The organism is Nocardiopsis chromatogenes YIM 90109, assembly GCF_000341185.1.
Taxonomy (GTDB): domain Bacteria; phylum Actinomycetota; class Actinomycetes; order Streptosporangiales; family Streptosporangiaceae; genus Nocardiopsis_A; species Nocardiopsis_A chromatogenes.
The window spans coordinates 4016-28160 of sequence record NZ_ANBH01000118.1; the positions used below are offsets into that span (position 1 = coordinate 4016).

The 24145-nt window shown below is 74.2% G+C and carries 23 protein-coding genes and 3 tRNA genes (1 of these 26 only partly in view); 12 read left to right on the forward strand and 14 right to left on the reverse strand.

The annotated features are described in order from the left end of the window. The 3 genes in view from D476_RS38485 to D476_RS0112070 are tightly spaced (at most 3 nt apart) and all read right to left on the reverse strand, a layout consistent with a single transcriptional unit that may run on beyond the window. Nucleotides 1-1585, reverse strand: the 5' portion of a protein-coding gene (locus D476_RS38485) for a sodium:solute symporter family transporter (RefSeq protein ID WP_017624205.1). It extends 1391 nt beyond the left edge of the window; only the first 1585 of its 2976 coding nucleotides appear in the window; the start codon lies at nucleotides 1583-1585; its stop codon lies off the left edge, out of view. Further along, a complete protein-coding gene (locus D476_RS0112065) occupies nucleotides 1585-1929 on the reverse strand; it encodes a hypothetical protein (RefSeq protein WP_017624206.1) in 345 nt (114 codons plus the stop codon). The genes D476_RS38485 and D476_RS0112065 overlap by 1 nt, the downstream gene beginning before the upstream one ends. A gap of 3 nt (nucleotides 1930-1932) precedes the next feature. Further along, on the reverse strand, nucleotides 1933-2349 hold the full coding sequence (locus tag D476_RS0112070; protein WP_017624207.1) for a hypothetical protein: 417 nt from the start codon (nucleotides 2347-2349) through the stop codon (nucleotides 1933-1935). Between the two features lie 233 nt (nucleotides 2350-2582). Here D476_RS0112070 and D476_RS33055 point away from each other — a divergent pair, with 233 nt between their 5' ends. From D476_RS33055 to D476_RS37930, 3 genes are all read left to right on the forward strand, one after another. Next, nucleotides 2583-2918 (forward strand): DUF4212 domain-containing protein, encoded by a 336-nt coding sequence (locus D476_RS33055; protein WP_051061722.1) that lies wholly within the window; start codon nucleotides 2583-2585, stop codon nucleotides 2916-2918. Further along, the gene (locus D476_RS0112080) at nucleotides 2915-4591 is read left to right on the forward strand and encodes a sodium:solute symporter family protein (RefSeq protein ID WP_017624209.1); all 1677 of its coding nucleotides are present in this window, start codon (nucleotides 2915-2917) and stop codon (nucleotides 4589-4591) included. The genes D476_RS33055 and D476_RS0112080 overlap by 4 nt, the downstream gene beginning before the upstream one ends. Before the next feature lie 107 nt (nucleotides 4592-4698). Further along, on the forward strand, nucleotides 4699-4845 hold the full coding sequence (locus D476_RS37930; RefSeq protein ID WP_017624210.1) for a hypothetical protein: 147 nt from the start codon (nucleotides 4699-4701) through the stop codon (nucleotides 4843-4845). Nucleotides 4846-4944: 99 nt separating this feature from the next. Here D476_RS37930 and D476_RS0112090 read toward each other — a convergent pair. From D476_RS0112090 to D476_RS0112100, 3 genes are all read right to left on the reverse strand, one after another. Further along, nucleotides 4945-5018: transfer RNA gene (locus tag D476_RS0112090), tRNA-Val, on the reverse strand. A 15-nt stretch (nucleotides 5019-5033) separates the two neighbouring features. Continuing rightward, nucleotides 5034-5104, reverse strand: a tRNA-Cys gene (locus D476_RS0112095). A 35-nt stretch (nucleotides 5105-5139) separates the two neighbouring features. Further along, nucleotides 5140-5212 (reverse strand) — tRNA-Gly (locus D476_RS0112100). Nucleotides 5213-5548: 336 nt separating this feature from the next. Here D476_RS0112100 and D476_RS0112105 point away from each other — a divergent pair. From D476_RS0112105 to D476_RS0112115, 3 genes are all read left to right on the forward strand, one after another. Then, nucleotides 5549-6805: a molybdopterin molybdotransferase MoeA gene (locus D476_RS0112105; protein ID WP_152529327.1), complete on the forward strand. Its 1257-nt coding sequence runs from the start codon at nucleotides 5549-5551 to the stop codon at nucleotides 6803-6805. Nucleotides 6806-6967: 162 nt separating this feature from the next. Continuing rightward, nucleotides 6968-7681: a GntR family transcriptional regulator gene (locus D476_RS0112110; RefSeq protein WP_017624212.1), complete on the forward strand. Its 714-nt coding sequence runs from the start codon at nucleotides 6968-6970 to the stop codon at nucleotides 7679-7681. Nucleotides 7682-8544: 863 nt separating this feature from the next. Further along, nucleotides 8545-9603 (forward strand): LysR family transcriptional regulator, encoded by a 1059-nt coding sequence (locus tag D476_RS0112115; RefSeq protein ID WP_017624213.1) that lies wholly within the window; start codon nucleotides 8545-8547, stop codon nucleotides 9601-9603. Here D476_RS0112115 and D476_RS0112120 read toward each other — a convergent pair. Beyond that, a complete protein-coding gene (locus tag D476_RS0112120) occupies nucleotides 9525-11117 on the reverse strand; it encodes an MFS transporter (protein ID WP_017624214.1) in 1593 nt (530 codons plus the stop codon). The genes D476_RS0112115 and D476_RS0112120 overlap by 79 nt on opposite strands. 226 nt (nucleotides 11118-11343) lie before the next feature. Between D476_RS0112120 and D476_RS33060 the strand changes: the two genes are divergently transcribed. Both D476_RS33060 and D476_RS0112135 read left to right on the forward strand, forming a co-directional pair. Further along, a complete protein-coding gene (locus tag D476_RS33060; protein ID WP_017624215.1) occupies nucleotides 11344-11937 on the forward strand; it encodes a TetR/AcrR family transcriptional regulator in 594 nt (197 codons plus the stop codon). Between the two features lie 119 nt (nucleotides 11938-12056). Next, nucleotides 12057-12548: a nitroreductase/quinone reductase family protein gene (locus D476_RS0112135; protein ID WP_017624216.1), complete on the forward strand. Its 492-nt coding sequence runs from the start codon at nucleotides 12057-12059 to the stop codon at nucleotides 12546-12548. Between the two features lie 262 nt (nucleotides 12549-12810). On the opposite strand, the gene D476_RS0112140 is transcribed toward D476_RS0112135, so the two are convergent. The 3 genes from D476_RS0112140 to D476_RS0112150 are packed head-to-tail and all read right to left on the reverse strand — an operon-like array spanning nucleotide 12811 to nucleotide 15140. Beyond that, on the reverse strand, nucleotides 12811-13038 hold the full coding sequence (locus D476_RS0112140) for a hypothetical protein (RefSeq protein WP_152529328.1): 228 nt from the start codon (nucleotides 13036-13038) through the stop codon (nucleotides 12811-12813). A gap of 54 nt (nucleotides 13039-13092) precedes the next feature. Next, a complete protein-coding gene (locus tag D476_RS0112145; RefSeq protein WP_051061729.1) occupies nucleotides 13093-13752 on the reverse strand; it encodes a response regulator in 660 nt (219 codons plus the stop codon). Between the two features lie 56 nt (nucleotides 13753-13808). After that, on the reverse strand, nucleotides 13809-15140 hold the full coding sequence (locus tag D476_RS0112150; protein WP_017624219.1) for a sensor histidine kinase: 1332 nt from the start codon (nucleotides 15138-15140) through the stop codon (nucleotides 13809-13811). A gap of 170 nt (nucleotides 15141-15310) precedes the next feature. Between D476_RS0112150 and D476_RS0112155 the strand changes: the two genes are divergently transcribed. Then, the gene (locus D476_RS0112155; RefSeq protein ID WP_017624220.1) at nucleotides 15311-16378 is read left to right on the forward strand and encodes a type II CAAX endopeptidase family protein; all 1068 of its coding nucleotides are present in this window, start codon (nucleotides 15311-15313) and stop codon (nucleotides 16376-16378) included. Here the strand turns inward: D476_RS0112155 and D476_RS33065 are convergent. From D476_RS33065 to D476_RS0112175, 4 genes are all read right to left on the reverse strand, one after another. Next, the gene (locus D476_RS33065; RefSeq protein WP_204366986.1) at nucleotides 16363-16815 is read right to left on the reverse strand and encodes a PPOX class F420-dependent oxidoreductase; all 453 of its coding nucleotides are present in this window, start codon (nucleotides 16813-16815) and stop codon (nucleotides 16363-16365) included. The genes D476_RS0112155 and D476_RS33065 overlap by 16 nt on opposite strands. 88 nt (nucleotides 16816-16903) lie before the next feature. Further along, nucleotides 16904-17305: a hypothetical protein gene (locus D476_RS0112165; RefSeq protein ID WP_017624222.1), complete on the reverse strand. Its 402-nt coding sequence runs from the start codon at nucleotides 17303-17305 to the stop codon at nucleotides 16904-16906. A gap of 59 nt (nucleotides 17306-17364) precedes the next feature. Further along, entirely contained in the window at nucleotides 17365-18300 is a 936-nt protein-coding gene (locus D476_RS0112170; protein ID WP_017624223.1) for a methylenetetrahydrofolate reductase, read from the reverse strand. Beyond that, nucleotides 18297-18719 carry a methylenetetrahydrofolate reductase C-terminal domain-containing protein gene (locus tag D476_RS0112175; protein ID WP_017624224.1) on the reverse strand — a complete coding sequence of 141 codons (423 nt, stop codon included), beginning with the start codon at nucleotides 18717-18719 and terminating at the stop codon, nucleotides 18297-18299. Before D476_RS0112175 ends, D476_RS0112170 begins: the two co-directional genes overlap by 4 nt. A 292-nt stretch (nucleotides 18720-19011) precedes the next feature. Here D476_RS0112175 and D476_RS0112180 point away from each other — a divergent pair, with 292 nt between their 5' ends. The 3 genes from D476_RS0112180 (at nucleotide 19012) to D476_RS0112190 (ending at nucleotide 24122) form a co-directional block, all read left to right on the forward strand. Further along, a complete protein-coding gene (locus D476_RS0112180) occupies nucleotides 19012-20223 on the forward strand; it encodes a glycine cleavage T C-terminal barrel domain-containing protein (RefSeq protein WP_017624225.1) in 1212 nt (403 codons plus the stop codon). 168 nt (nucleotides 20224-20391) lie between these two features. Next, on the forward strand, nucleotides 20392-22887 hold the full coding sequence (locus tag D476_RS0112185) for a GcvT family protein (RefSeq protein WP_017624226.1): 2496 nt from the start codon (nucleotides 20392-20394) through the stop codon (nucleotides 22885-22887). Next, on the forward strand, nucleotides 22887-24122 hold the full coding sequence (locus tag D476_RS0112190; protein WP_017624227.1) for a sarcosine oxidase subunit beta family protein: 1236 nt from the start codon (nucleotides 22887-22889) through the stop codon (nucleotides 24120-24122). The genes D476_RS0112185 and D476_RS0112190 overlap by 1 nt, the downstream gene beginning before the upstream one ends. The last annotated feature ends 23 nt before the right edge of the window (nucleotides 24123-24145 follow it).

Here is a 24145-nt window from a genome sequence, read left to right on the forward strand (position 1 = left end):
TGCCGTCCACGTCCGCCGGCGGCCGGGTCGCCAGCGACACGGCCACCGCGACGGCCGCGGCGCAGGGCGCCGAGACGAGGGTGGGCGTCAAGAGCGCCTGCGCGGCCCCGGCACCGCCGAGGAGCAGGCCCGCGGCGCCCATGGCCACCGCCACGGCCGTCCCCGTGGCCATGCCCGCCACGGCGCCCGGCCCGGTGGTGCGGCGCCACCAGATGGCGAGGAGGAACACCGGCGTCAGGGCCGAGCCCGCCAGCACGAACGCCCACGTCACCATGGTCGCCACGATCGACGGGAACTGGCCGCTGAGCGACTCGGGCGTCACCGCCAGGGCCAGCGCCGCCGACAGCGCGGCGACGAGCACGACCGCGCCGCGGCCGGCCCGGAGCGCTTGGCGCTGCGTGGCCCGCGGGTTGAGGTAGCGCTCATAGATGTCGTGCCCCCAGGAGGCGGCCGAGGCCAGCAGCAGGCCACCGATGGTCGACAGCACCGCCAGCAGGGCGCCCACCGCCACCAGCCCCAGGCCGGCCCGCCCGCCGAAGACCTCACCCAGCACCGGCATCGCGTGCTCGGGGACCCGCAGCACGCCGCCGGTCGTGAGCCGGTCCACCCAGGGCGTGCCCGCGGACGCGTCCTGGACGATGGAGCGCGCCGCGATGCCCAGCAGCCCCGCCAGGACGTAGAACAGTCCCGCCAGGCCCACCACCCACACGGTCGTCATACGCGCCGCGGTCCCCGTGGGGCTGGTGAAGTACCGGTTCATGATGTGCGGCAGGCCTGCGGTCCCCATCGCCAGCGACACGATCAAGGCGACCTGCCCGAGCTGGCTGTACTGGCCGCCCGGCTCGCCGAAGAACGCGGGCGCCCCCGGGTCCAGCCGGTTGGGGACCGGTTCCAGCCGCCAGGCGCCGCCGTCCTCCACCGGGTTGGCCAGCGGCCGGGAGGACAGCTCCCGCAGCGCGTCGGGGTAGCTGAACCCGGACGCCGCGATGACGGCGACCAGCCACAGGAAGATGGCCAATAGCAGGAGGAACTGCACGGCCTGGGTCCAGGTGGTGCCCCGCATGCCGCCCAGGGCGACCATGAGCATGACGGCGGCGGTCGAGAGCAGCACGCCGGTCGTGTACGCGGACAGCCCGCCCAGCCCTCGGCCCACGGCCAGTTCCCAGATGATCCCGCTGGCCACCGCCTGGGGGACCAGGTAGGCCAGGATGACCAGCTGCACGATGGCCACCGAGGTGAGCCGCACGCCGTCCGACTCCAGCCGCTTGCCGAGGAAGTCGGGGATGGAGAACTCGCCGAAGCGCCGCAGGGGCGCGGCGACGAACAGCAGGACCGGCACGAATCCGGCGGCGAACCCGGCCGCGTACCACATGCCGTCCAGCCCGGAGGCGTACACGGCCGCGGCCACACCCATGAAGGAGGCGGCCGACAGGTAGTCGCCGCAGATCGCGCAGGCGTTGGTGGCGACGCCGACGCGGCGCCCGGCGAGGTAGAAGTCGAGAGTGGAGGCGCGCTGCGGCCGGATCAGGACCGCGACCGCCCCGACCGCCGCCAGCAGCACGACGAGCAGCAGTCCGCTCGACATCAGGCGGGGGGCGGCCCGTCGCCGCGGGGGGCGTCGCGGCCGGGGCCGCCGAGCATCCGCTCCTCGACGGCGTTGGACAGGGTCGCCGCGGCCAGGCAGACCGTGAAGAAGAACGCGTAGAGCCCGAACGCCGTCATGGCGAACATGGGGCTCATCCCGCCGAAGAGCCGACCCTGCGACCACCAGGCCAGCGCGCCGGTGAGCAGCGGCACGGCGGCGAGGACGCCGGTGAACACGGCCACGTGGCCCAGGGCGACCCGGCGCAGCGTGCGGAACGCGGCGTCGACCTCGGCAGGGGTGTCGTGCTCCTCGGCGGGCGGGCCGGGATCATGGCGGTCGTGCACGGCTCAGCCCGCGGCGTGCATGCGGCGCGCGGACGACAGCAGCAGGACCACGCCGGCGCCGACGATCACCAGGCCCACACCGGGGAGCAGCTTGCCCCAGCTGTCCGTGGCGCCGCTGAGCTGAGCGATGCGTGCCAGCTGCCACAGCACCAGCACGCCCGCCAGGGCCGCCGGCAGGAGTGCGTGCGCGAGGGCGATGCGCCGGTAGGGCAGCAGGGCGCCGGCCAGGGCGAGGACACCGGCGCACATGACCCACAGCCCGGGTCCGCCCATGCCGGACAGGTTGCCCAACGGGGTCGACACCCACGGCGTGAACGAGCCGATGACGAGCATCAGCCCGCCGCTGAGCATCCCGATGCTTCCCGGGTGGAGGACGCGCCGGGCCGCCTGGGGGGCGGCGGAGCCGTTCGAAGGCGACATGGCCGAATCATAGCCACAGGCGGTGCCCCTGTTGAGGGGGTGCGGGGCGGACGGTCGAGACGCGCTCCCAGCGGTCGGCAGCGGGGACCGAACGGTTCGGAGTGCGACATATGCCGCTCATGGCGGCGAACCGACCGCTCGAAAGGCGGATCGGCCGCTCACCCGGCCCGGTCTTGTGCGCGCCGCCGCGGGTGCGCTGGTGTCGGAGCCCCGTACACAGAGGAGAAACGAGCGTGGCTGATTCGCAAGTCAACAGCCCGGAACCCCCGGGCGGCAACGGCTGGCGGCGCGAGTACTGGAAGAGGAACATCCGGCTGGTGGCGGTCCTGCTCGTCATCTGGTTCGCGGTGTCGTTCGGCTGCGGGATCCTCTTCGTCGAACAGCTCAACCAGATCACCGTCGGCGGGTTCCCCCTCGGCTTCTGGGTCGCCCAGCAGGGCTCCATCTACGTGTTCCTGCTGCTCATCCTCGTCTACTGCCTGTACATGGACCGCTTGGACAAGCAGTTCGGCGTCTACGAGTACGACGACGAGGCCGGCGCGGGAACCAAGGAGGGCGGTGAGGCATGAGCGCGATCCAGCTGTGGACGACCGTCTTCATCGTCCTCTCCTTCGGCGTCTACATGGTCATCGCCTGGCGAAGCCGGGTCCGGGAGACCGAGGGGTTCTACGTCGCCGGGCACGGCGTCCCCACCGTGGCCAACGGCGCCGCGATCGGGGCCGACTGGATGTCGGCGGCCTCGTTCATCTCGATGGCGGGGCTCATCGCCTTCCTGGGCTATGACGGCAGCATCTACCTCATGGGCTGGACCGGCGGCTACGTCCTGCTCGCCCTGCTGCTCGCGCCCTACCTGCGCAAGTGGGGGAAGTTCACGGTGCCGGAGTTCGTCGGCGACCGGTACTCCGAGCCGGTGCGCAGCCTCGCCGCGGTCGCGGCGATCCTCATCTCCTTCACCTACGTGGTGGGGCAGATGAACGGCGGCGGCATCGTCTTCAGCCGCTTCCTCAACATCGACATCGCCTACGGGGTGATGATCGCGGCGGTGATCATCTTCGTGTACGCGGTGCTGGGCGGGATGAAGAGCATCACCTGGACGCAGGTCGCCCAGTACACGGTGCTCATCACCGCCTACCTGATCCCGGCCGTGGCCGTGGCCCAGGTGATGACCGGCATCCCCGTCCCCCAGGTGTCGTTCGGCCAGATCCTCAACGGCCTGAACGAGCTCTCGGTCCAGCTGGGCCTGGAGGTCTTCACCGACCCCTTCACCTCCCGGCCCATGATCGACATCTTCCTGGTGACGATGGCGCTGATGATCGGCACCGCCGGCCTGCCGCACGTGATCATCCGCTTCTACACCACCAGGACGGTGCGGGGCTCGCGCTACTCGGCGTTCTGGGCGCTGTTCTTCATCGCCCTGCTGTACACCACCGCCCCGGCGGTGGGCGCCTTCACCAAGTTCAACCTCCTGGAAGGGGTGAACGGCACCGCCACGGACAACCTGCCGGCCTGGGTGGAGAACTGGGCGGCGACCGGGCTGGTGACGGTGAACGGGAACGCCGACGTCATCAACTCGGTCAGCAACGACCCCGCGGCCGGGGCCGATCTGACGGTCAACAACGACATCCTGGTGCTGGCCTCGCCGGAGATCGCCGGTCTGCCGGCCCCCATCGTCGGCCTGGTCGCGGCGGGCGGGATGGCGGCCGCGATGTCCACGGCGGCGGGGCTGCTGCTGGTCATCTCCTCGGCGGCCTCCCACGACCTGTACTTCCGCTACTTCCGCAAGACCGCAGGCGACCGCGAACGCCTGATGGTGGGGCGGATCGCGATGGCGGCGGCGATCGCGGTCGCGGTGGTCGCGGGCATCAACCCCCCGGCGTTCGTCGCGCAGGTGGTCGCGTTCGCCTTCGGTATGGCGGCGGCGAGCTTCTTCCCCGCCATCGTCCTGGGCATCTTCTGGAAGCGGTGCAACGCCGTGGGGGCCGGGGCCGGGATGGTCACGGGCCTGGTCCTGACGGTCGGGTACATGCTCTACACACTGGAGGTCTTCGGGCTCCAGGCGAACGACCACGTATTCGGGGTCAGCCCCGAGGGGATCGGCGCCGTGGGTGCCGTGGTGAACGTCCTCGTCGCAGTCGTGGTGTCCAAGATGACCGCGCCCCCGTCGCGGTACATCACGGAGATGGTGGAGGCAATCCGCTACCCGGCCAAGCGCCTGGACCCGGCGGAGGGGGGCGAGCGCTGACCCGCGCCCGCGGCCCCGCACCCGCCGCTCTTCCGCGATAGCCCGTAGCCCCCTCGCCACACAGGCGAGGGGGCCTACGGTGTGCGACCGCCGATCACTCGCCGGTCTTGGTCTCCTTCGCCGCGGAGGAGTCCGTCCCCGCTCTGGTCCGCGAGGTCCTGGAGGCGCTGCGCGGGGAGCGCGAGCGGCTCATGGAGACGGTTCCACGGGTCGGTGAGTACTACCGTGCCCGGGATACAAGAAGGGCCTCGTAACGGTGCCGGAGGAAGACCGTCTCCTCGCCGTCTCCATATCCGAGCCCAAACGACCGCAGGCCGGGACCGTTGGGCGGTCCCGGCCTGCGGGTATGCGTGTGGGCGATACAGGATTCGAACCTGTGACCTCTACCGTGTCAAGGTAGCGCTCTAACCAACTGAGCTAACCGCCCCGCTATCCACATGGGAGGTGGAGACGGGATTTGAACCCGTGTCGACGGCTTTGCAGGCCGCTGCCTCGCCTCTCGGCCACTCCACCGGATTCCTCCAGGGGATGGGAGCCCCCGGTCTCCGAGCGGACGACGGGATTCGAACCCGCGACCCTCACCTTGGCAAGGTGATGCTCTACCAGCTGAGCCACGTCCGCGCGCTTCCGGCTTCGTTCCCCCCGGCTTCCCGGTGGGCCCTCCGCCGTGCTGCGGTTAGAACTTTAGCGGAATCTCCGCAGGTGGCAAATCGGCGGCCGCACAGGGTTTCCGGGCCCTTCAGCGGAGTCCGGGCCGCCGTCCGGCGGCGACCGGGCCGTGACGGGGGAGCCGGGTCTTATGTCCCGATCGGTCGGCGGTTACCCTCGCCAGTGACGCGGTGTCCCGTTCGCCTCGCGGCCCCGGTGCCCGGCCGGCGCGGGTTCCTCGGTCACGCCTGGGACGCGCAGGGCGGGTCGCCGCGCCGCGCGCCTCCCTGCGCGGATATACAGGGACGCGTGTGGACACACAGCGGATGCGGCGGCACAGGGGTGGCGATGGCCCGGCGCGAAGGCGCTTCGGCGGCATGGGACCGAGCGCGCGCTGCGGCACGCGAGCTCGGCGAGCGGACGGGCCCGAGCGCGGCCCGCCGGGTGCCCCTGGCCGAAGCCCTCGGCGCTACGCTCGCATCCGACCTCCCCGCCCTCGTGGGCATCCCCGACTGCGACACCTCCGCCATGGACGGCTACGCGGTCTGCGGCCCCGGTCCGTGGCGGGTCACCGGCCGCGTCCTGGCGGGCGCAGCCCCCACGGACGACGCCCTCACCCCCGGGACCGCCGTCGAGATCGCCACCGGCGCGCCCGTCCCGCCCGGCACCACCTCGGTCCTGCCCTACGAGCACGCCCGAGCCGAGGGCGTCGGCACGGCGCCCGGGACGGTGCCCGGAGCGACCGTCTCCGGGGAGACCGAGCCCGACCGGCACGTCCGGCGTGCGGGCGAGGACACCCGGCCCGGAGACGTCGTCCTCAAGCAGGGCGCCCCCGTCACCGCCGCCGTCCTGGGCCTGGCGGCTTCGCTCGGCCACGACGCCCTGCCCGTGCGCCGCCCCGTCCTCGCCGTCCTGGTCACCGGTGACGAGGTGGTGCGCTCCGGGGTCCCCGGACCCGGGCGGGTGCGCGACGCCATCGGGCCGATGCTGCCCGGCCTGGCCGCCTGGGCGGGCGCCCGCGCCGAACCCCCCGCCCACCTGGGCGACGTCCGCGCGGGGCTCGCCGACGCGCTGCATTCGGCCGCCGGGGCCGGGGCCGACGCGGTCGCCGTGTGCGGCGCCTCCTCCAAGGGCCCGGCCGACCACCTGCGCTCGGCCCTGGACGACCTGGGCGCCGAGACGGTCGTGGACGGGGTCGCCTGCCGCCCCGGCCACCCCCAGCTCCTCGCCCGGCTGCCGGACGGACCCGCGGTGGTGGGGCTGCCCGGCAATCCGGGGGCGGCGCTCGTCGCCGCGGTGACGCTGCTCGCGCCGCTGCTGTCCGCGCTCGCCGGGCGGCCGGATCCGGCCGCCGCGGCGCCGGGCCGGGCCGAGCTGTCGGCGCCGGTCCGCCCGCATCCCAGGGACACGCGCCTGGTCGCGGTCCGCCTCACCGGGTCCGCCGCCGAGCCGGTCGGGCACGACCGACCAGGAAGCCTGCGCTCCCCGGCCGCCGCGGACGGCTACGCGGTGATCCCCCCGGACTGGTCCGGGCCGGTCGCCGAGATCGTCCGGCTGCCGCGCTGATCCCTGGCGGGGGCTCCGGCGGGAGCGGAGGGATCGGCCCGCGGAGCCCGCGAGCGGGGCGGTCCGACACTAGACTTGCGGGGCGCGAGGCGCCGAGGAGCGCGCCCCGTCCTGCCCGACCGCCACGCCACCGCCTCGACCACAGACGGAAACCGATTGACGATGGCCTCACGCCCGCTCGACAAGAACCTGCTGCCCACCCCGGTGCGCCGCCCCGTGCCGCTGCGCGAGAGCGTGTACGAGACGCTGCTCGAACTGATCCCCCTGCGGCGGCTCCCGCCGGGCCAGCACCTGGTCGAGAACGAGCTCGCCGAGCGGCTGGGCGTGTCGCGCCAGCCCATCCGGGAGGCCCTGCAGCGGCTCAGCAACGAGGGCTGGGTCGACCTGCGCCCGGGGTACGGCGCGTTCGTGCACCGGCCCAGCGGGGACGAGGCCGAGCAGCTGCTGGCGGTGCGCGGGCTGCTGGAGAGCGAGTCGGCCCGGCTGGCCGCCGCGAACGCCCGCGAGGAGGGCCTCGCCGACCTCCGCAGGCTGTGCGCGGCCGGGGAGAAGGGGCTGGAGCGCGGTGACACCGAGGAGATGGTGGCGCTCAACGCCGACCTGCACCGGCGCATCACCGAGCTGTCGGGCAACGAGGTCCTGGCCGACCTGGCGGGGCAGGTCGCCCGGCGGGTGCGCTGGTACCACGGGCTGGTGGCCGCGCAGCGCGGCGGCGACTCCTGGGAGGAGCACGCGCGGATCATCGACGCCATCGCCGCCGGTGACGGCGAGGAGGCGGCCCGCCTGATGCGCGAGCACACGGACGCGACCCGCAGGATGTACCACGAGCAGGCGGCGGCCGATGACGCGGAAGAGGCCCCGGGGGAGCAGGAGTAGGGCGCGGTCGCGCGTTCTGCGCGGTGGAGCCGACACCTGGCCACCCGAATGGTGTCGATTCCACCGCGCAGGATCGCCAAGGCCCGGCGGTGTCCATCGGTTGTTGCGACGAGGTGGTCGTCGAGGGCCTCGGCCGGGGTGCGGTAGCCCTGGGTATTGCGGGGCCGGGTGTTGGGCAGGTCCTGGACCCGGTCCGGCTCCGCCTGGTCCACGGTGTCGAAGCCGGTGACGCCCTTGGGGAAGTGGTCGCGCACCAGCCGGTCGGTGTTCTCGTTGTTCTCGTCGGTGCCGCGCTGCCGGGGCGAGTGCGGGTCGCAGAAGGACACCGGAGTCCCGGTGGCCGCCGTGGGGGCCGCGTGGCGGGCCATCCCGATGCCCTGGTCCCAGGCCTGGGAGCGCTTGAGCGCCCCGGGCAGGGCGCCGATGTGCTCGGACAGGGCCGCGCCGACCCCGGCCGCGGTGCCCGGTATACCCGGCATGCTTCCATCGGGGGTTCCTCCGGACCCCTGCACCGGCCCGGCGGTCGGCGGGCAGGGGCGGGGAACCGCCCTGCTCCGACCGTCGCCGCCCATCACGGCGACGCACACACTCCGTGCAACCGTCAGCGCCGCCGCAAAGGCCGAGGCCCGTTCCTCATCGCGCGGCCTCTGCCTCGCGCTCCGCCGGAAAAGGCATGTGAATCGGCCGGAATGTCTGGCGTAGACCGGCCCGGCACAGCAGAATGTGTGACCGGTCTCTCTTTTTCGGGACCGGCGGGCGCGTCGCGCTGAACCCCTTGCGGTCGGCCACCCCGCGTCCGTTCCGCGCCGGGGCCGGGCAACCCCTGGGTCCGGCTCCGGCGCCACGCCCCTAGAGGAGCGCGGATGCTGATTCGCCAGCTCGAGTACCTGGCCGCCCTGGACCGCGAGCGCCACTTCGCCCGTGCGGCGAGCGCCTGTCACGTCTCCCAGCCCGCCCTGTCCGCCGCCCTGCGCAAGCTCGAGGCCGAACTCGACATCCGCATCGTGCGGCGCGGCCACCGCTTCGAGGGCTTCACCCCCGAAGGCGAGCGGGTGCTGCGCTGGGCCTACCGCATCCTCGCCGAGCGCGACCTGCTCGACGCCGAGGTCGGCGCCATGCGCAAGGGCCGCACCGGGCGGCTGCGCATCGGCGTTCTGCCCTCCGCCGCGGCCGCCGTGGCCCACCTGACCGCCCCCTTCGGCTCCCGCCACCCGCGGGTGCGGCTGAGCGTGTGGGCCCTGCCCGCCGAGGAGATCGCCCGCGGGCTCGCCGACGGCAGCCTCGACTGCGGGGTCGCCCCCCTGGGCGCGGCCCCCGGGCGGACCCTCGGGTCGACGGTGCGTCTCTACGGCGAGCGCGGTGTGGTGCTCGCCTGCCCCGGCCGGTTCACCGGCCGGGCCTGGGTCGCCTGGGAGGAGCTGGCCGGGGTCCCCCTGTGCGGGCTGACCTGCGACGGCGGCGCCCTGCGCGCGATGGAGGCGGCGCTGGCCGAGAACGGCGGCCGCCCCAGCGTGCAGGTGGAGACCGACGCCCTGCCCGCCCTGTACACCCACGTCGCCGAAGGCGACTGGTGCGGCGTGGTGGCCCACTCGTGGCTGTGCTCGGCGCCGCCCCCGCCGGGCGTGCGCGTGCTTCCGGTGACCGGCGCCGAGCGGGTGCGCGAGGTGGGGATCGTCGTCCCCGAGCGCGCGCCCGAGCCGCTGCTGGCCCGGGAGTTCGCCGCATTCGCGCGCACGGTTCCGCTTCAGGAGGTGCTGGACGCCGCGCTCCCGCCCGGCCCCGGCGCCCCCATGCACGCGGCGCCCGGGGGCTCCGGCCCCCGGGCGCCGCGCGGCCTGTGGGATCAGGCGTCGGCCGACTCGGCCTCCGGCGCCGCCCCCGCCGCCGGGGTGCGGTCGCGGCGCAGCAGCAGCCCCGCCTGAACCATCGCGGCGACCACGATGACGGTGGCGATCGCGCTGGTCAGGTGCATGCCGTCGAGGAAGGCCGACTGCGCGGCGCCGAGCAGCGCCGCCCCCGCGTCGCCGGGCAGCCCGTCGGCGGCGCTGACCGCCCCGCCCAGCGTCTCGCGGGCGGCGTCCATCGCCTCCCCGGGCACCGAGGCCACGTCCTCCAGCCGGATCCGGTAGGCCGCGGTGAGCACGCTGCCCAGCAGCGCCACGCCCAGCGCCCCGCCCAGCTCGTAGGCGGTCTCGGAGATCGCCGAGGCCGCACCGGCGCGGGCCGGGGGAGCGGCGGTCAGGATGGCGTCGTTGGTCAGCGTCTCGGCCAGGCCGATGCCGGTGCCGATGAGCAGGAACGCCACCGCGATCAGCGCCGCGCCGCCCTCCAGCGGGGCCTGGGTGACCAGCAGGAACCCGGTGGCGATCAGCGCCAGGCCGAGTACCAGCACCGCGCCCAGGCTCATCCGGCGGGCCAGCGACACCGCCGCGAAGCTCGCCGCCACCGACACCGCCAGCCCCGGAACCAGCACCAGCCCGGCGGCGACCGGGCTCATGCCGAGCACGAGCTGGAGGTACTGGGTGAGGAAGAACAACGAGGCGACCAGCGAGAACACGATCATCAGGTTGGTGGCCACCGCGACGCTGAACCGGCGCACCGCGAACAGGCGGACGTCGATCAGCGGGTGCGGCAGCCGGAGCTGGCGCCGGACGAACAGCACGCCCAGGACCAGCCCCGCCGCCAGGGCGGCGGCCGGGACCGGGGCCCAGCCGTACTCGGCGAGCTTCTTCACCCCGTAGACCGCGGGCAGCATCGCCGCCATGGACAGCAGCACGCTCACCGGGTCGAGGCGCCCGGGGTCCGGGTCCTTCGACTCGCCCACCAGCAGCGGCAGCGCCACCAGCAGGACCGCCATCACCGGCAGGTTGATGAGGAACACCGACCCCCAGTGGTAGTGCTCCAGCAGCCAGCCGCCCAGGATCGGCCCGAGCGCGCTCCCGGCGGAGAACCCCGAGGCCCAGATGGCGATGGCCAGGAGCCGCTGGCGGTCGTCGGTGAACAGGTTGCGCAGCAGCGACAGGGTCGAGGGCATCAGCGTGGCCCCGGCCATGCCGAGCAGGGCGCGGGCCGCGATCAGCACCTCGGGCGTGGGCGCGAAGGCCGCGGCGAGCGAGGCGAGGCCGAAGCCCAGGGCGCCGATCATGAGCAGGCGCCGCCGGCCGATGCGGTCGCCCAGCGACCCCATGGTGATGAGGAGCCCGGCCAGCACGAAGCCGTAGATGTCGACGATCCAGAGGAGCTGGCCGCCGGTGGGGCGCAGGTCCTCGGTGAGGTAGGGCACGGCGAAGCCGAGCACCGTCATGTCGACGGCGATGAGCAGGACCGGCAGCACGAGCACGGCCAGCCCGGCCCATTGGCGGGGGCCGGCCTTGGCGGGGCGCGCGGCCGGGGTGTCGTCGGGCCTGTCGTCGGGCCCGGCAACGGCGGAAGTCATGGTCCCTCTACTTGGTCTGCGTCGGCGTCGTGGGCGGCGCCGCCGGGGCCTGCTCGGCGGGGCGGCGCCACTGGAACGGGCCGATCATCCTATGTATTCCGGCCGACCGTCGCACCCTGTCCGTCTCCGCGTCCCCGGTGGGGCGGGGGCGGTCGGTGCGCGGCGGTCCCGGATTCTATGAACCGTCCAGACGGTACAGTACCGTCCGGCCGGTACAGTGTCAAAGGTGAGTACCGGCACAACGCGCGACCGGATCCTGGACGCGCTCGAAGGCATCCTGATCGACGAGGGCGTGTCCACCGTGACGCTGGAGTCCGTGGCCGCCGCCGCGGGCGTCTCCAAGGGCGGGCTCCTCTACCACTTCCCCTCCAAGGCCGAGATGATGGCCGGGCTGATCCGGCGCCTGGCCGACCGGGCCGAGGAGGAGTTCCGCGAGGCGGAGGAGAGCGGCGAGGGGGTGGTCCGGACCTTCCTGCGCACCTCGCTGCCCGCCTCCAAGCACGAGGCGGAGCTGTACTGGTCGATCATCGCCGCGCTGCGCAGCAAGGAGTCGATGACCGACGAGACGCGCGACCTGGTCCGCTACTTCTTCGAGGAGTGGGCGCGGCTGCTCCACGAGGAGCTGGACGACCCGGTGCTGGCCGAGACCATCCGCCTGGTCGGCGACGGGCTGTACCTGTCCTCCATCGCCGGACTGGCCCAGCCCGACCCGGACACGCTCCGCCAGGTGATGGACCGCCTCATCGCCCAGGCCGACCGGGCGAGGCGCGCCGCCCCGAACGCGCCGGAGGCGGGAGGGCCGGACACGGGCGACCGGTGACCTGCGGCCGGCGGCGCCCTCGGTATCGGGACCCTCAGGGGGCGCGGTTCGGGACCGGCGGCACTACCCCTCGCGCCGCACCGGCCGTAGGGTCGGTCCACCCGCGATGAGGAGGCACCGTGTCCGACCGACGCGAGCGACCGCCATGGCTCCCGCCGCGGTGGTTCATCCACCTCTTCTGGAGGGGCCACCGCGCCCTGTACCGGCTCACCCGCGGCCGGACCGGCCTGTGGTCCCCCGGCCCCGACTCCTACGGCGTCCTGCGCCTCACCGCGGTCGGGCGCCGCACCGGGCGGCGGCGGAGCGTCATGCTCGCCTACCTCGTCGACGGCTCCGACCTGGTGACGCTCGCGATGAACGGCTGGGGCGCCCCCGAGCCCGCATGGTGGCTGAACCTGCAGGCCCACCCCGGGGCCGCGGTCGAGCTGTCCGGCGGTCGCGGCCGCGTCCTGCGCCACCGCGTCCGGGCGCGCGCGGCCACCGGCGAGGAGAGGGAGCGCCTCTGGGACCGCTGGCGCGCGGTCGACAAGGGCCTCGACGGCCACGCGTCCCGCCGCCCCGGGGCGACCGCCGTCGTGGTCCTGGAGCCGGTGGCGGTCCCGCCGACCTGAGATCGTTGATGGGCATCGTGTGCCCCGGCCATTGGCCGCGGGCCACCAGCGGCCGCCGGGCAGGGGCCTCGACAGGGGCACCGACCAGCCGGTCGTGCCGGACCACGGCGTAGAGCGCGCGGACCCTCCGGCACACCCCGGCCCGTGGCCCCCGGCGGCGCACCCGGCCCGCACACACTCCACGGACGCCCCTCGCCGTACCCGCAGCCGATACAGAATTCCCCACCGACAATCAGAGGCCCCGCCGCCGAACGCACCGCGCTCACGCCCGCGGCCGCGCGTCGCAGTGCAGGGCCGACAGCACCACCGCCGCCTCCTCCGGCACCGTCGGCTGTTGCCGGTCAGCGCGCCGAGCCTCCCCAACCGGTTCAGGGCCGTGTCCCGGTGGCGGTACCGGCCGCTCCCGCTCGTGGGCGGGCACCGCCGACTCGTCCAGGTCGGCGGTGTGTACCCGCACCGTGTGCCGTTCGACCGCCTCCCGCATCCGCACCGCGCCGCGGACCACCTCCGGCGGCGCCGCGGGCGGACCCGCACCCCCGGCCGGTCAGGACTCCAGGCCCGACCGGCCCACCCACACCGCCAGCTGTGTCCGGTCCCGCAGGCCGAGTTTGCGCAGGATGCTCGACACGTGGTTCTTCACCGTCCCCTCGGTGATGAACAGGCGCCGGGCGATCTGCCGATTGGTCGCGCCGCCGCCGACCAGGCGGGCCACCTCGGCCTCGCGCTCGGACAGGCCCTCCCGCGCCGCGCGGCCCTCCTCGGCCGTCCCGCCGCCGGGGGCCGCGGCGGCCCCGGCCTCCGGCGGGGCGGCCCGCAGCCCGGCCACCAGGCGGTCGGCGGCCGCTCCGCCCAGCACGGTCTCCCCGCGCGCGGCCCGCAGCACCGCCGACACCAGCTCGTCCGGGGGCGTGTCCTTGAGCAGGTAGCCCTTGGCCCCGGCGCGCAGCCCGCCGAAGATGAACGCGTCGTCGTCGAAGGTGGTCAGCACCACCGGCGCCACCGCCGGGTGCTCGCGCGCCATCCGGGCGATCAGCTCCACCCCGTCCATGCGCGGCATGCGGGCGTCCACCAGCGCGACGTCCGGGTAGGCGCCGGTGCCGGCCGCGCCCGCCAGCACCTCCAGGGCCTCCACACCGTCCGCCGCGCCGCCGACGACGTCCACGGCGTCCTCGATCTCCAGCAGCTTGGCCAGACCCCGGCGCATGAGCACCTGGTCGTCGACGAGCAGGACGCGGACCGGGCGGCCGCCGCGGGCCCCGGTCACGCCGGGGCCTCCGCCCCGGCTCCCACCGGTTCCGCCGCCCGCCGCCGGGCGGGCAGCACCGCCCGCAGGGCGAACCCGCCCTCGTCGCGCGCACCGGCCTCCAGGGTCCCGCCGACGGCCTCGACCCGCTCGCGCAGCCCGTCGATCCCGAAGCCGCCCGCCCCCGCCGGTGTTCCGCCCGCGGCCCCGCGCCCGTCGTCGACCACCGACGCCGCGACCCCCTCCGGGCCGCACTCCAGCGCCACGTCGATGGTGTGCGCCCCGGAGTGCCGCACCGCGTTGGTCAGCCCTTCCTGCACCACGCGGTAGCAGACCAGCTCGGCCTCCTCGCCCAGCTCGGGCCAGTCGCCGTCGCAGGTGAAGCGCACCCGCGCGCCCTCGGAGCCGACCTCCCCGCCGCCCCCGGAGAAGGCTTCGGCCAGCGCCCCCACCGCCTCGGGGCCCGCCCGTCCCTCCAGTTGCAGCGGGCGCAGCGCACGCACCCAGCGGCGCGTGTCGGCCAGGGCCTCCTGCGCCAGCCGCTTGGCGTCGCCCACCTCCTGCCAGGCCGCCTCGGGCTTGGCGGTGCGGAAGCGTTCGGCGTTGGACAGGCCGATGTTGAGCACCGTCAGGTAGTGCCCCACGGAGTCGTGCATCTCGCGCGCCATCCGCGCACGCTCCTCGGCGATGGTGAGCTCCCTGACCCTGTCGGCGTAGCGGCGGAGTTCGGAGTGCGCCTCTTCGAGCTCGGCGAGCACCTGCCGGGTCTCCCGCGTGCGCTGCTGCGCGGCGATGAGGGCGGTGAAGGCCATGATGCTCAGCAGCCCGAAGAAGAAGATGAGGGAGCCCTCGAACAGGCCGGTGGCGATGCGGGACGGAGGCAGGGCGAACACCCCGAGGGCCCCGGCGCTCAGCAGCGCCGTGCAGGCGAGGGCCGCCCGGGGGCCCAGGACGGTGACGACGTTGCCGATGGCCGCGAACACCATGATCTGCACCAGGAGTCCGCCCGATCCGGCCATGAGGACCGCGGTGCAGGCGAAGAAGAGCAGGGACAGCACCTTGGGGCGCCGCCCCGGTGCCCCCGGGGTCCAGCTCAGGAAGGGCCAGAGCAGAGCCGTCGGCAGGAGGGCCGCGGTGAAGGCCAGGGCCAGCGCCTCGTTCGCGGGGCGCTGCGGGGGGAGCGGCATGGAGTAGAGGACCGCCGCCGCCGCGACGGTCCCGGCGTAGGCGCCCCAGAACGCGACGTGCAGCAGCAGGGGAGCGTGCGAACCGGACAGCGACACCCAGCGCGCGATGTCCCGTCCGCCCCACCGCTTCGCCGGGTGCGCAGTGTCCGTGGCCGTGCTCATGGCTCGAAGCTAGCAGCGGGCCCCTCCCGTGGGCGGTTCCGCGGGGGTCATGCCCGGGTCACCTCCTGCACCATGACCATGGTCATGCCCGGAGGGCGGGTGGAGGAGGGGACCGTCATCGGTCCCGCGCCCGATGTGCCGGGGCGGCCGCCGGGCCTAGCGTCCCGGCCATGTCCTCCATCACCGAATCCATGCGCCCGACGCCCGACGGCACACCACCGCGGACGACGGGCGAGGCGTTCGTCCGCGCAGGCGCCTCCGGGGCGCGCGCCACGCACCCGCTCGCCACGATCCCGTTGACCCAACTCCTCTACCTGGCGGGGATCGGGCCCGCACTCCTCCTCGGGGTCCCCGCCGTCATGCGCGCGGCCGAGGACGCGGGGCAGGGCGCGACGGTCGCCCTGGGCATCGTCCTCCAGGTCCTCACGCTCGTCGGCCCCTACGCGGCGCTGTGGCTGTGGCTGCGCTACTACGAGCGGCGGTCCTTCTTCGCCTCGACCGGGCTCGGGTTCGGCTGGAAGGCGCTCACCGGCCTGCTCGGGGGAACCGCCCTGGCCGTCGCCTACATCGCTGGGTGGATCGGGACCGCCCTGGCGGCGGGTACGGCGCGCCTGGAGGAGGTGTGGTCGTTCGGGCCGGACGGGCCGGTGCTCGTCGGGCTCGTGGCCCTCGCCATGCTGCTGGTCCGCATCGTCATGATCGGCGTCGAGGAGCAGCTCTTCCGCGGGTGGATGCTCCAGGCCGTCGCCCTGCGCTGGGGGAGGACCGCGGGCGTGCTGCTCTCGTCGGTCTTCTTCTCCCTGTTCCACTTCACCTTCATCGGCTTCTACCTGGCGGGCGGCGACCCCCACCGGGCGCACTGGGTGCTGATGCTCAACATCTTCCTGTGGGCGGTCCTGGCCGCGCTGGTCACCCTGCGCACCGGGAACCTGTGGGCGGCGACCGGCTTCCACGCCGCCGCGCTGATCCTGCCCTCGGCCCTGTTCACCGTGGCGGTGCCGCCCGGCGGGGAGGGCACGTCCGCCTGGTTCCCGCTGGACCAGGCCGCCGGCGCGATCGTCGTGTACCTGCCCGAGCCGAGCCTGTACACGGGCGGGGTCGGCTTCGCCGGGCTGTTCGAGGGGCTGCCCGCGACGGGCGTGCTCGTGGTGCTGGTTCCGCTGGCGTGGTGGTGGCTGCGGCGCGGTGAGGCCCGGGAGGCCGCGGACCGCGCCGCGCCGGGTCACTCGTCGTCGTAGCCGACCGCGGTCGTCCGGTGCGGGCGGACCCGCACCAGCACGCCGGGCGGGCGGTGGTAGGCGTCGTCCGGGGCGGGCCCGTCGCCGGTGCCCGCCCCGGACCGCTCCGTCCTCGCCGCGTACCGGGCCTCGATCCGTTCGGTCCAGCTCCGCACCGCCTCCGGTTCCTCGTCCAGCTCGGCGGTGCCGCGCACCGCGACGAAGGCGAAGGGCTGCTCCTGGAGGTCGACGCAGACCGCCGCCCGCGGGTCGCGGCGCAGGACGCGCGCCTTGACCGAGTCGGCGGGGGTGGTGAACAGCAGGTCGTCACCGTCGAGGAGGAACCACACCGGGCTCACGTGCGGTTCCCCGCTCTTCAACGTGACGGACACCTTCGCCGTGCGGGTGCCTTCGGACAGGAACGCCCTGCGCTCCTCGGGGGTCATCGATCGCGACATGCCCCGATCATCGCGGCGGGGCTCGGTGTGCCGGAACCCCGGGGCGCGGAGCTCAAGATCACCGGGCCCGGCCGGAATACCGGGGCCGTCAGACCCGCATCTCGAAGACCTGGACCGAGGTCGCGCCGACCGGGACCCGTTCGGCGGGGGTGAAGCCCTGCCGCTCGTAGTAGGCGATGAGGGCGCCGTCGCCCCCGGCCCAGCAGTCCACCCGCAGCAGGCCCACGTACAGCTCGGGCTCGGGCGCGGGGGCGACGTAGGGCTCGGGCACCGGGGACAGGGCCATCGCCCCGGCGGGCTCCCCGCCGGCCTCGGCCATCCACAGCGCCTCGGCCTTGTCCTCGATCCGGCGCACCCGCTCGGGCGACTCCGACCAGGGCCGCGCCCCCCACTGGCCCTCCCGCCCGCGGGCGGCGAGCCATTCGACGGCGCCGTCGAGCATGGCGAGCACCGACGGGATGTCGTCGGGTCCGCCCTTCCTGATCCGCATGGGCACCTCCTTCCGCCGCCCCGCGCGGGGCGGCGGAAGGAATCCGACCACATCCGGGTTCAGACCGCGACGGCGTCCTCACCCGCGGCGCTGCGCATCGTCGGCAAGCCCAAGTCCGAGCACAGCCGTCCGAGCGCCTCGTCGTGCCGGAAGTCGGTGATGTGGATGCCCCGCACCCCGGGCTGGGCGAGGGCGGTGCGGGCCAGTTCGAGCGACACCTCGTAGGAGGCCTCCCGCTCGTCGGGGGCCTTCTCCACGCGTTCGATCACGTCCTGGGGGATGCTGATCCCCGGAACCCTGGTGTCCATGAACCGCAGCGCGCGTGCCCCCTTCACCAGCGCGACCGTGGGGAGCAGGGCCGCCGCCGGGGTGACCCCCTCGGCCTCGGCCCGCTCGCAGAAGGCGCTGAGCCGCTCGGGCCGGTAGCAGATCTGCAGCTGCAGGAACCGCGCCCCGGCCTCGACCTTCTTCAGCGCGCGCACGGCGCGCTCGTGGAACGGCGGCGCCCCGGGGTTCTCCACCGCCCCGATGAACAGCTGGGGAGCGGGGGTCAGGGCCCGTCCGGACAGGTAGCTGCCGCCCGCCATGACCGCCGCCGTGCGCACCAGCTGCGGCCCGTCCAGGTCGAACACCCTGCGGGCCTCGGGCTCGTCCCCGGCCGTGGTGTCGTCGCCGGTCATGCAGCACACGGCGGTGATGCCGTGCAGGGCGGCCCCGGCGATGTCGGCCTGGACGGCCAGCCGGTTCTTGTCCCGGCAGGCGACCTGGAGCACGGGCTCCAGGCCCAGTCGGCGCACCGCGATCGCGACGGCCACGTTGGAGGCGTGGGCGTGCGCGGCCGGGTTGTCGGTGACGTTGACGGCGTCCACGTAGGGCGCCAGGCGGGCGGCGTGCGCGGCGACGGCCTCCAGGCCGCCCCCGTCGACCGCCGGGAACTCGGCGGTGACGACCGGCCGGTACGGATCCGGCGCGGTCAGCAGCTCGACCAGGCTCAACGGGGCACCTCCACTGCGGTGGGTCCGGTCGGGGCGGCCTCGTGGGCCTCGTCGGCCCCGGCCGCCGCGCGCCACCCCTCGGGGAGCGCGCGGTCGCGGCCGGTGGCCAGGTTGGCCCAGGACGAGGTGCCCTGGAGCCGGTTGTCGACGGGCGGGCGCAGCTCGTCGACGCCGTCGCCCAGGTGGCCGGGCAGGCGGCGCGCCCGCCCGTAGGCCTTGAGCCAGACGCAGGTCATCGACGGGTCGACCTCGCACGACCCGTCCTCGCGCACGCCCCCGCAGGGGCCGTTGCGCAGCGTCTTGGGGCAGGTCATCGGACAGGTGAATCCGGTGGAGTGCAGCACGCACTGGCCGCACATCCGGCAGTCCCACACCGGCTTCTTCACGGCGTGCTCGATGGTGGCGAGAAGTGGGGCCATGGTCCGCCTCGTTCCGTGCGCCGCACGGGGCCCATGGGCTCCGTGCGGGGGGTTCCGACCGCGGGCGACGCCACTGGCGTGGCTGTTGCTCTATGTGCAACTATTCTCATATGAGGCAACGTGATCGGTTGGTTACAGCGTAAGATCCGGCGATTCGTTGCGTCAATGGATTGCCGTTGCGGTAGACGGAACTTACCTGGCGCTGCGGTGCTTGACAGTGGCATCGCTCACAGGCGACTGTGAGTTGCGCATGGTGATCCTCGTTGCGCATCGGAGTGGTTGGAGGCCCTGAATGGCCGTGAACGAGAACCCGGAGATCCTGCTGTACCCGCGGATCAGGAAGTCGCCGTTCTTCTACGCCTCACGCAGGCACGGCGTCGCCAAGTACAGCGTGTACAACCACACCTACCACCCGCGCCACTACGGCGACCCCGTCGCCGAGTACTGGCACCTGGTCAACGGCGTGACCCTGTGGGACGTCGGCGTGGAGCGCCAGATCGAGATCACCGGCCCCGACGCCTTCGCGTTCACCAACATGCTCGTCCCGCGCGACCTGACCAAGTGCGCCGTGGGCCAGTGCAAGTACGTCTTCATCACCGCGCCCGACGGCGGGATCATCAACGACCCGGTGCTGCTGCGCCTGGGCGAGAACCACTTCTGGCTCTCCCTGGCCGACAGCGACGTGCTGCTGTGGGCGCAGGGCCTGGCCTACAACTCCGGGATGGACGTGCGGATCCGCGAGGCCGACGTGGGGCCGGTGCAGGTGCAGGGGCCCAAGTCGCGCGAGGTCATGGTCGACCTGTTCGGCCAGGACGTCATGGACGTCCCCTACTACTTCTGCCGCGAGTACGAGCTGGACGGCATGCAGGTGGTGGTCTCGCGCACCGGTTACACCTCCGAGCTGGGCTTCGAGATCTACCTCAAGGAGGCCTCCCGCGACGGCGTCCGGCTGTGGGACACCGTGCTCCAGGCCGGGGAGCCGCACGGCATCCAGGTCATCGGCCCCTGCCACCTCCGCCGCATCGAGGGCGGCATCCTCGCCTGGGGCAGCGACATCGGCCTGGACACCAACCCCTTCGAGGTCGGCTACGGCTACGAGGTGAGCTGGATGGTCGACCTGGACCAGGAGGCCGACTTCGTCGGCAAGGAGGCGCTCACCCGCGTCCGCGACAACGGCATCTCCCGCAAGCTGGTCGGCGTGGAGATCGGCGGCGAGCCGCTGGGCACCTACAACGACGGGTCGATGATCGACGTCTTCCCGGTGCACGAGCCCGGGTCCTCGGGCGCGCCGGTCGGCAAGGTGACCTCGGCCTGCCACTCGCCGCGGCTGGAGCGCAACATCGGCTTCGCCATGGTCCCCATCCACCTGGCCGCCCTGGGCACCGAGCTGACGGTGCACCGGCCCGGCGGGCAGGTCCCCGCCGTGGTGGTGGAGAAGCCCTTCGTCGACCCCAAGAAGATGCTGCCCAAGCAGGACCTGCGGAGCCTGGCGGCGACGTCCTGAGGCGGGGCGGCGCGGGGGCGCCGGGCACCTCCCGGCACCCCCGGCGCCGCCCCCTTGACACCGCCGGCCGCACGATCAAGGCTGTTGCGTAGACCGCACTTGGTTGCGCACACGGAAACCCGTCGAGCCGGGCGCACACGCGAACACCGATGGCGAAGGCAGGCCGCCATGCCCGCTCTCCCGCACACCCAGCGAACCGTTCCCAGGATCGTCGTCGTCGGCGCCGGGATCGTCGGCTGCGCCGTGGCCGACGAGCTCACCGCACGCGGGTGCACCGACGTCACCGTCGTCGACCAGGGCGACCTGTACCGCACCGGCGGGTCGACCTCGCACGCCCCCGGCCTGGTCTTCCAGACCAACGGCGCCAAGGCCATGACCGACTTCGCCCGCTACACCGCCGACAAGTACCGCGGGCTGCGCGTGGACGGGCGCCCCTGCTTCTCCCCGGTCGGGGGCCTGGAACTGGCCGCCACCCCCGAACGCCTCGACGAGCTGCACCGACGGTGCGGCTGGGCCCGCTCCTGGGGCCTGCGCGCCGCCGTCGTCGGGCCGCAGGACTGCGCCCAGGCCCATCCGCTGGTCGAGGCCGACCGGGTGCTCGGCGGCCTGCTCACCCCCGACGACGGCCTGGCCGACGCGCTGGGCGCCGCCCGCGCCCAGGCCGAGGCGGCGGTGCTGCGCGGCGCCCGCTTCCTGCCCCGCCACGAGGTCACCGGGATCGAGACCCGCGGCGACGGCGCCCCCTCCGGCCGCCGGGTCGCCGCCGTACTGACCGACCAGGGGCGCCTGCCCGCCGACGCGGTCGTGCTGTGCGCCGGGATGTGGGGCCCGCGGGTGGCGGCCATGGCCGGGGAGGCGCTGCCGCTGACCCCGCTGGCCCACCAGTTCGGCTGGACCGGGCCCACCGCCGCGCTCGCCGCCAACGGAGGCGGCGACGCCGCGCCCCACCCCATCCTCCGCTACCAGGAGCGGGACCTGTACTACCGCGAGCGCGGCGACCGGGTCGGGGTGGGCTACTACGGGCACCGGCCCATGCCGGTCGCCCCCGACGCCATCGGCACCCCCGCCACCACGCCGGACCTGCCGATGCCCTCCATGCACCCCTTCACCCCGGAGGACTTCGCCCCCGCCTGGAACGACACCCTCGGCCTGCTGCCCGCCCTGGCCGACACCAAGGTGGAGGAGGGGTTCAACGGCCTGTTCTCCTTCACCCCCGACACCATGCCGCTGATCGGGGAGTTCGCCCGCACCGCCGGGCTGTGGTCGGCCGAGGCGGTGTGGATCACCCACTCGGCCGGGGTGGCGCGCGCCGTCGCCGAGCTCATCGCCGACGGCGCCTCCACCTTCGACCTGCACGCCTGCGACATCAACCGGTTCCAGCGGCACCACCTGGCCCCCTCCTACGTCCGCGAGCGGGGCTGCCGGAACTTCATCGAGGTCTACGACGCCCTCCACCCGCAGCAGCCCATGGAGCGCCCCCGGCCGCTGCGCGTCGCCCCCTTCTACGAGCGCGAGCGCGAACTCGGCGCCTTCTTCCTGGAGGCCAACGGGTGGGAGCGCCCCTACTACTACGAGGACAACACCGCGCTGGAAGGCGCCGAGCACGCGCCCCGCCCCGGTCCATGGGCCGCGCGCTACTGGTCGCCCGCCATCGCCGCCGAAGCGCGCGCCACCCGCGAACGCGTCGCGCTGTACGACATGTCGTCCCTGATGCGCCTGGAGGTCTCCGGGTCCGGCGCCGCCGACTACCTCGACCGGATGACCACCTGCCGCGCCCACCGCGATCCCGGGGCGGTGAGCTACTGCCTCATGCTCGACGAGCGCGGGCACCTGCTCGGCGACATCACCGTCGCCCGCATCGAGGAGGACCTCTTCCAGCTCGGCGTGAACAGCCGCCTGGACCTGGCCCGCCTCGCCCGGCACGCACCCGCCGGGGTCGCCGTCCGCGACCTCACCTCCGAGACCGCCTGTATCGGGGTGTGGGGGCCGCGCGCACGGGACCTCGTCCAGCCCCTGGCCGACCACGACCTGTCCAACGACGGGCTGCGCTACTTCCACTGCGCCCGCATGCACGTGGGCGAGGTGCCGGTGACGGCGATGCGCGTCTCCTACGTCGGCGAACTCGGCTGGGAGCTGTACACCACCCCCGACCTGGGGCTGCGGCTGTGGGACACGCTGCGGGAGGCCGGGCGCGGGCACGGCCTGGCCGCCGCCGGGCGCGGCGCCTTCGACGCCCTGCGCCTGGAGAAGGGCTACCGCGCCTTCGGCGCCGACATGACCGACGAGCACGACCCCTACGAGGCCGGGGTCGGCTTCGCGCTCCGCCTCAAGACCAAGGGCGACTTCGTCGGCCGCGCCGCCGTGGAGCGCCTGGACCCCGAGTCCCCGGCCCGGCGGCTGGCCTGCCTGGACACCGGCCCGCCGGAGAACACGGTGATGGGCTCCGAACCGGTGCACCTGCCCGGCGCGCCGACCGCCTCGGGGTACGTGACCAGCGCCGCCTACGGGTACACGCTGGGCCACGGGATCGCCTACGCCTGGCTGCCCGCCGAGCTCGCCGAACCCGGCACCCGCCTGGAGATCGACTACTTCGGGCGGCGCATCCCCGCCGAGGCCGCCGCCGAGCCCCTGTACGACCCCGGGATGGAGAGGGTGAGGGCCTGATGCCCGCGCTCCCCGCCGCCGAGCCCCCCGCGCCCCCGCCGCACGGGCGCCTGTGGCGCTCGCCCGAGCCCCGCCCCGCCTACGACGTGCTGGTCGTCGGCTCCGGCGGGCACGGCCTGGCCACCGCCTACTACCTGGCCGCCGAGCACGGCCTCACCAACGCGGCGGTGCTGGAGCGCGGCTGGCTGGCCGGCGGCAACATGGCCCGCAACACCGCCATCATCCGCTCCAACTACCTGTGGGACGCCAGCGCCGGGATCTACGAGCACGCCCTCGGGCTGTGGGAGCACCTGGAGGACACTCTCGGCCGCGACCTGCACTTCAGCCAGCGCGGCGTGCTCAACCTGGCGCACTCCACCCACGACGTGCGCGAGTCGGTGCGCCGGGTGAACGCCAACCGCCTCAACGGGATCGACGCCGAATGGCTGGGCCCCGAGGAGGTCGCCAAGCTCGTCCCCATCCTGGACACCGGCCCGCACACCCGCCACCCCGTGCTCGGCGCCACCTACCAGCCACGCGCGGGCATCGCCGACCACGACCTGGTCGCCTGGGGGTTCGCCGCCGAGGCCGACCGGCTCGGGGTGGACCTGGTGCAGGGGTGCGAGGTGACCGGATTCCTGCGCTCCGGCGAGAAGGTGCGGGGGGTGCGCACCACCCGCGGCGACATCGCCGCCGGGGCGGTGGCCCTGTGCGCGGCCGGGCGCACCAGCGTGCTCACCGAGATGCTGGGGCTGCGCCTGCCGCTGCAGAGCCACCCCCTGCAGGCACTGGTCACCCCGCTGCTGGAGCCGGTGCTGGACACCGTGGTCATGTCGAACGCGGTGCACGTCTACGTCAGCCAGGCCCCCAAGGGCGAACTGGTGCTGGGGGCGGGCATCGACGGCTACAACGGCTACGGGCAGCGCGGATCGCCGCGCACCGTCGAGGACCAGATCGCCGCCGCGGTCGAGCTGTACCCGGTGTTCGCGCACGCCGAGGTACTGCGCACCTGGGCGGGCACCGTCGACGTGGCGCCGGACGCCTCGCCGGTCATCGGGCCGGCCCCCTTCGAGGGCCTGTACATCAACTGCGGGTGGGGCACCGGGGGGTACAAGGCGACGCCAGGCGTGGGGCACGTCCTCGCCGACACCGTGGCCAACGGGCGCCCGCACCCGCTGGCCGAACCCTTCGGCCTGGAGCGCTTCACCAGCGGGGCGCTCGTGGACGAGCACGGGGCCGCCGCCGTGGCCCACTGACCGGACCGCTCTTCGACCCGAGA

Bases quoted from the DNA above. Each gene is read 5' to 3' on its own strand.
- D476_RS0112150 (WP_017624219.1), bottom strand. From the start codon at position 15,140: ATGAGCACGGCCACGGACACTGCGCACCCGGCGAAGCGGTGGGGCGGA.
- D476_RS0112110 (WP_017624212.1), top strand. From the start codon at position 6,968: ATGGCCTCACGCCCGCTCGACAAGAACCTGCTGCCCACCCCGGTGCGC.
- D476_RS33065 (WP_204366986.1), bottom strand. From the start codon at position 16,815: ATGTCGCGATCGATGACCCCCGAGGAGCGCAGGGCGTTCCTGTCCGAA.
- D476_RS0112185 (WP_017624226.1), top strand. From the start codon at position 20,392: ATGCCCGCTCTCCCGCACACCCAGCGAACCGTTCCCAGGATCGTCGTC.
- D476_RS0112120 (WP_017624214.1), bottom strand. From the start codon at position 11,117: ATGACTTCCGCCGTTGCCGGGCCCGACGACAGGCCCGACGACACCCCG.
- D476_RS0112070 (WP_017624207.1), bottom strand. From the start codon at position 2,349: ATGTCGCCTTCGAACGGCTCCGCCGCCCCCCAGGCGGCCCGGCGCGTC.
- D476_RS0112145 (WP_051061729.1), bottom strand. From the start codon at position 13,752: ATGCGCCGGGGTCTGGCCAAGCTGCTGGAGATCGAGGACGCCGTGGAC.
- D476_RS0112175 (WP_017624224.1), bottom strand. From the start codon at position 18,719: ATGGCCCCACTTCTCGCCACCATCGAGCACGCCGTGAAGAAGCCGGTG.
- D476_RS0112115 (WP_017624213.1), top strand. From the start codon at position 8,545: ATGCTGATTCGCCAGCTCGAGTACCTGGCCGCCCTGGACCGCGAGCGC.
- D476_RS0112190 (WP_017624227.1), top strand. From the start codon at position 22,887: ATGCCCGCGCTCCCCGCCGCCGAGCCCCCCGCGCCCCCGCCGCACGGG.
- D476_RS0112180 (WP_017624225.1), top strand. From the start codon at position 19,012: ATGGCCGTGAACGAGAACCCGGAGATCCTGCTGTACCCGCGGATCAGG.
- D476_RS0112155 (WP_017624220.1), top strand. From the start codon at position 15,311: ATGTCCTCCATCACCGAATCCATGCGCCCGACGCCCGACGGCACACCA.
- D476_RS0112080 (WP_017624209.1), top strand. From the start codon at position 2,915: ATGAGCGCGATCCAGCTGTGGACGACCGTCTTCATCGTCCTCTCCTTC.
- D476_RS0112165 (WP_017624222.1), bottom strand. From the start codon at position 17,305: ATGCGGATCAGGAAGGGCGGACCCGACGACATCCCGTCGGTGCTCGCC.